4 protein-coding genes are annotated in these 5506 nt (G+C 37.0%); 2 read left to right on the top strand and 2 right to left on the bottom strand.

All coding sequences use genetic code 11. The features are described 5' to 3' along the window. Nucleotides 1-123 precede the first annotated feature (123 nt). Nucleotides 124-1551: a site-2 protease family protein gene (locus QZ357_RS08710; protein WP_290776259.1), complete on the top strand. Its 1428-nt coding sequence runs from the start codon at nt 124-126 to the stop codon at nt 1549-1551. 274 nt (nt 1552-1825) lie between these two features. Next, nucleotides 1826-4231 (top strand): leucine--tRNA ligase, encoded by a 2406-nt coding sequence (leuS, locus tag QZ357_RS08715; RefSeq protein WP_290776261.1) that lies wholly within the window; start codon nt 1826-1828, stop codon nt 4229-4231. Nucleotides 4232-4386: 155 nt separating this feature from the next. Here the strand turns inward: leuS and QZ357_RS08720 are convergent, their stop codons facing one another. Together QZ357_RS08720 and pdaA are read right to left on the bottom strand one after the other, a co-directional pair. Further along, entirely contained in the window at nt 4387-4551 is a 165-nt protein-coding gene (locus QZ357_RS08720) for a DUF1540 domain-containing protein (protein WP_290776263.1), read from the bottom strand. An 80-nt stretch (nt 4552-4631) separates the two neighbouring features. Then, the gene (gene pdaA / locus QZ357_RS08725; RefSeq protein WP_290776265.1) at nt 4632-5426 is read right to left on the bottom strand and encodes a delta-lactam-biosynthetic de-N-acetylase; all 795 of its coding nucleotides are present in this window, start codon (nt 5424-5426) and stop codon (nt 4632-4634) included. Nucleotides 5427-5506 lie beyond the last annotated feature (80 nt).

The following is a 5506-nucleotide window of genomic DNA, read 5'->3' on the forward strand; positions in this document are numbered from 1 at the left end:
TATAAGGGGCAACTCCCCTTAATAGGGTATTAGCGCGAAATCTGAAAAATCTTTTTTATTCTTTAAAAAGCAAGGGGAGTGTGTTAATATATAGCTAACAAATTTTATACAGACGGTGAAAAAATGAAAGAAGATAAAAACAAAGAAATAAAAACTTTTGACGATTATCTTATGCCTTATTTGACGGATGATGAGAACATTTTAAACAAGGAAAAAGACATCGACAAGGACAGTCTCCTTTTTACAGGTAAAGACATTCAGGAGAAGAAAGCGGAAGATTTTTCTTTTGAAGAAGAGGAAAGAGAAGAAGAAAGCTCTTTTTACGAAGAGAAAAAAGTTACAGAAGAAGAGGCGGCTGAAGAGAGAGAAAGTAAAGAGGTTTATGAAAACGCAGGAGGCAGGGGAGATTTCGATATGCTTCCGAATTTGGTTTTAGTGCTTTCCGTTGCGGTGATAATAGGAATGGTTATGTTTAAAGGAGTGGGAGTGTTTCATGGAATAGAGAGCATAATTTTTGCATTTGTATGGGCGAGTGTACTTTCCTACGTTTCGATTATCGTGCATGAAGGGGGACATCTCGTTTTCGGACTTTTGTCGGGATACAAGTTTGCTTCTTTCAGAATAGGCAGCATGATGTTTATAAAAAACGACGGCAGAATGACATATAAGAGATACAACATTCCCGGTACAGGGGGGCAGTGTTTGATGATACCGCCTGAGTGCGGAGAGGACTATGATTTCCCGTATTTCTTATACAATTTCGGCGGAGCGATTTTCAATGTTTTGTTTGCGGTTATATGCTTTTTACTCTATGTAAGTCTTCCTTATATCCTCATTCTTTCGGAAGGGTTTATTATAGGTACGGCTCTTGGGCTTTACTTTGCGCTTCTTAACGGAATACCGAGAAAAATCGGAGGGATTGCCAACGACGGAGCAAACGCTCTTTATTTGGACGAGGACAAGATATCGAAGAAAGCTCTTTACAATCAGCTTAGAATCAACGGGCTTCTTACAAAAGGGGTAAGGTTTAAGGATATGGACGAAAGGTTGTTTGACCTTGAAAGTTACGACTCGGACTGCAAGAACCCTCTTGTGAGCGTAATGTATTCTTTCAGGTGCAACTATCTGATAGACAAGAGGGAGTTTGATGAGGCGAGAGAGCTTATCAATTATTCCTTGGATAATCTGGAGGAGATGTTAAGCGTTCATAAAAGCGAGCTTAAGTGTGAGCTTTTGTTCCTTGCTCTTTTGGATGGAGAGGAAGAAAGTGTCATTGATGAGATATATGACGAAGATTTGAAGAGATATATAAACACCACGAAGAAGTATTATGTGGCAAGAAGAAGACAGCTTTACGCTTACGAGCTGTTTTACAACAAAGACGAAGAAGCGGCAGAATCAGAGCTTGAGGCTTTTGAAATAATAGCCGGAAGATACCCTTATGAGACTGAGGTTGAAGGGGAGATAGAGCTTTTGCATCTTGTACACGACAGGGCTTTGGAGAGAGGAATAATACAAGAGGAAGATGAGGACGACGGGGAAGAGATATAAAAAATATTTTAACCGTGATTTATAATTCAAAAAGAGGTAAGGTTATTTTATCGTTTCTTTAAGATAAAACAGCGGTATAAACTTCCCGCAAGTTAATTAAATACAGGAAAACGAAAGGAAGAAAAAACACATCCGACAGAAAGATTAATATCTTTTGCCAAAGGATGTGTTTTTAGGTACAAAAATAATAATTTTTGTTGACTTAAGTACCATAAATTAACTATAATAAAAATGTTAATGTAAAATCGAAACAGTTATAAACAAGGAGAAATAAATGGAGAATTATAACTTTAAAGAAATAGAAAAAAAATGGCAGGATATTTGGGATAAGGAACAATGTTTTCATGCCGAAACGGGCTTAGACAAACCCAAATATTACGCTTTGGTTGAATTCCCTTATCCTTCGGGACAGGGACTTCACGTAGGTCATCCAAGACCTTACACTGCTCTTGATATAGTATCGAGAAAGAAAAGAATGCAAGGGTACAACGTACTTTTCCCAATGGGATTTGACGCTTTCGGACTTCCTACGGAAAACTATGCGATTAAAACAGGTGTTCATCCTGCAATTGTTACGAAAAACAACATTGCTAACTTCAAAAGACAACTAAAATCTCTTGGTTACTCTTTTGACTGGCAAAGAGAAATTGATACAACAGATCCAAAATATTATAAATGGACACAATGGATTTTCTTACAATTATTTAAAAAAGGACTTGCTTATAAAAAAGAATTCCCGATAAACTTCTGTACAAGCTGTAAAGTAGGGCTTGCAAACGAAGAAGTCGTAAACGGGGTTTGTGAAAGATGCGGCGGAGAAGTTGTAAGAAAAGTAAAGAATCAATGGATGCTTAAAATTACCGAATATGCCGACAGGCTTATAGACGATTTGGACGGACTTGATTTTATAGACAGAGTAAAATCAAGCCAAAAGAACTGGATTGGCAGAAGTTACGGTGCAGAAATCAATTTTGAAATAAAAGACAGCGATGAAAAATTAACCGTGTATACAACGAGACCTGACACGATTTACGGTGCGACATATATGGTTATATCTCCCGAACATCCTGTAATAGAAACATTAAAAAACAAGATTACAAATTACGGCAAAGTTGTGGAGTACAAAGAAGAAGCCGCTAAGAAATCGGATTTTGAAAGAACGGAACTTAACAAAGAAAAAACAGGTGTTAAGCTTGAAGGTATAAGTGCCATAAACCCTATTACGGGAAAAGAAATAAGCGTATTTGCTTCAGACTATGTACTTATGACATACGGAACAGGTGCCATTATGGCGGTACCTGCTCACGATACGAGAGACTATGAATTTGCAAAGGTATTCGATTTGCCTATAGTTGAAGTGGTAAGCGGCGGAGATATTGAAAAAGAAGCTTACACGGGAGACGGTAAACTTGTAAATTCTCCATTGATTGACGGTTTAGATATTAAAGAAGCAAAAGAAAAAATGACACAGATAGTTGAAGAAAGAGGAATCGGAAGAAGAAAAACCAATTTCAAGCTTCGTGACTGGGTATTCTCTCGTCAAAGATACTGGGGAGAACCTATTCCGATTATAAATTGTCCTCACTGCGGATTTGTTCCGCTTGATGAAAGCGAACTTCCTCTTACACTTCCAGATGTAAAAGATTATAAACCGACTGATGACGGTGAAAGTCCACTTAAAAATATGCCTGAGTGGTATAAGGTTAAATGTCCTAAATGTGGTGCTGATGCTGAAAGAGAAACTGACACAATGCCTCAATGGGCCGGTTCAAGCTGGTATTATTTAAGATATACAGATCCTGATAATGATGAAGCTCTTGCAAGCGAAGAAGCTATTAAATACTGGATGAATGTAGATTGGTATAATGGTGGTATGGAACATACTACACTTCACTTATTATACTCTCGTTTCTGGCATAAGTTCTTATACGATATAGGTGTGGTAAACACAAAAGAACCTTACCAAAAGAGAACAAGCCATGGTATGATTTTGGGTGAAAATCATGAAAAGATGTCTAAATCAAAAGGTAATGTAGTTAACCCTGATGAAGTTGTAGACGAATTCGGTGCTGATACTTTAAGAACATACGAAATGTTTATAGGTGACTTTGAAAAAGTTGCGCCATGGAGTGAAAACGGAGTTAAGGGTTGTAAGAGATTTTTAGACAGAGTTTCTAAAATGGAAGATTTGGTGGTTGATGGCGAAGAATATTCCAAAGAGCTTACCACGTTAATGCATCAGACAATTAAGAAAGTAAGCGAAGACTACGAAACCCTTAAGTTCAATACTGCGATAGCTCAACTTATGAAATTGACAAACGAAGTTTACGACAAGGGAAGAATCAACAAAGCAGAGTTTAAGACATTCCTTATTTTACTTAACCCTGTTGCTCCTCATTTGACGGAAGAGTTATGGGTAAGAGCGGGATTTGAAGGATACTTACATCAAGCTTCTTGGCCTGAATACGACGAAGAAAAGACCGTTGCGGATGAAATTGAAATTCCTATTCAAATCAACGGGAAATTCAAAGGTAAAGTAAAAGTCGGAAGAAATGCAGGAGAAGAAGAAGTAAAGGCTGCGGTTCACAGGGAAAAAGCGGTGGAAAACATACCTGAGGGCAAGAAGATAGTAAAAGAGATTTACGTTAAAGGCAGAATTTACAATATTGTCGTAAAATAAAAAGATTTATACAAAAAGGAAGAACCGAAGTTCTTCCTTTTTTTGTTGAATTTGTATGAAAAGAATACTCTTTATATTCCTTTCACAATTCATTTTGAAATTTGTTTAACAGGGGAAGTTTTATTGTATGCCTTTTTTATTTATCTGTCTCATGCTTATTTTGTTTTAAGCTTAAAAGACAAACAGTCAGTACAGGCACATTGTGTCGGATGTGCTTCGTGAGTGCTGACTTTGATGGAATCAAGAGAACAGTAGTTGCTGTCACAACATTTGTGTTCGCAGCTTTGTACGTCACATTCTATAGCAGTATTTTTCGCCATTTCAAACCTCCTAAATATTTAAAATCGTGGGTAACTTTCGTTACGTATTTAGTATGTGAAAAAAGACGGAAAATATTATTTTATTTTGTTAAATCGTCTAAACTTTTGAAGGTATATCCTTCCTGTTTCAGTTTGGATATGAGATCCGGAAGTACGATACTGTTTGTTTTTGAGGTTGAATGAAGCAGCATTACGCATCCGTTGTGGAGTTTTGGCATTATTTTGTTGAACACTTCGCTGTAGCTTTTTTGTTGGTTGTTGTTCCAATCGTTGTAAGCAAGAGACCAGAATATTGTTTTGTAGCCCATGCTTTTTGCCATTTGAAGAGAATGTTCGTTGAAAGTTCCTTCTGGAGGTCGTAAGTAATGTTTCATTTCTTCGCCTGTTACTTTTTTGTATAAATCTTCCAAATCTTTGATTTGTTTTTTGAATTCTTCGTCGCTTACGTATCTTAGGTCTTTATGGGAATAGGTATGGTTTCCCACTATATGACCTTCGCTTATCATTCTTTTTACGAGATCTCCGTTTTTTTCTATATAATTTCCGACAAGGAAAAATGCGGCGGGAACATTTTCTTCTTTTAGGGTGTCTAGTATTTTTTCTGTATACCCGTTTTCGTAGCCTGCGTCAAAGGTAAGGTATATCGTTTTTTCATTTTCATTTCCGACGTAGAAGGCGTCATACTTTTGAAGTGTTTCTCTGTCGGCGTTTCCGACAGGCTGTTTTCCCTCTTCGTAATTTCCAAGTCCCCATTGTGTTTTGTCTATTCCCGCATTTATTTTATGCACCGCAAAGAGAGATATTATCAAAGTGGCGATTATAAGCAGAGTGCATATTATTATTGTTCTGATTTTTCTTTTATCCAAATTAATCATAGAATTATCCTCCTGATAAATTATATAAAGTCAGGGGTGGTTTTATGATTCTTTTTTTTGTATAGGGGCTATGCCCCTAT

The sequence above is a fragment of the Anaerofustis sp. genome (assembly GCF_019420015.1).
In the GTDB taxonomy this organism is placed as follows: domain Bacteria; phylum Bacillota; class Clostridia; order Eubacteriales; family Anaerofustaceae; genus Anaerofustis.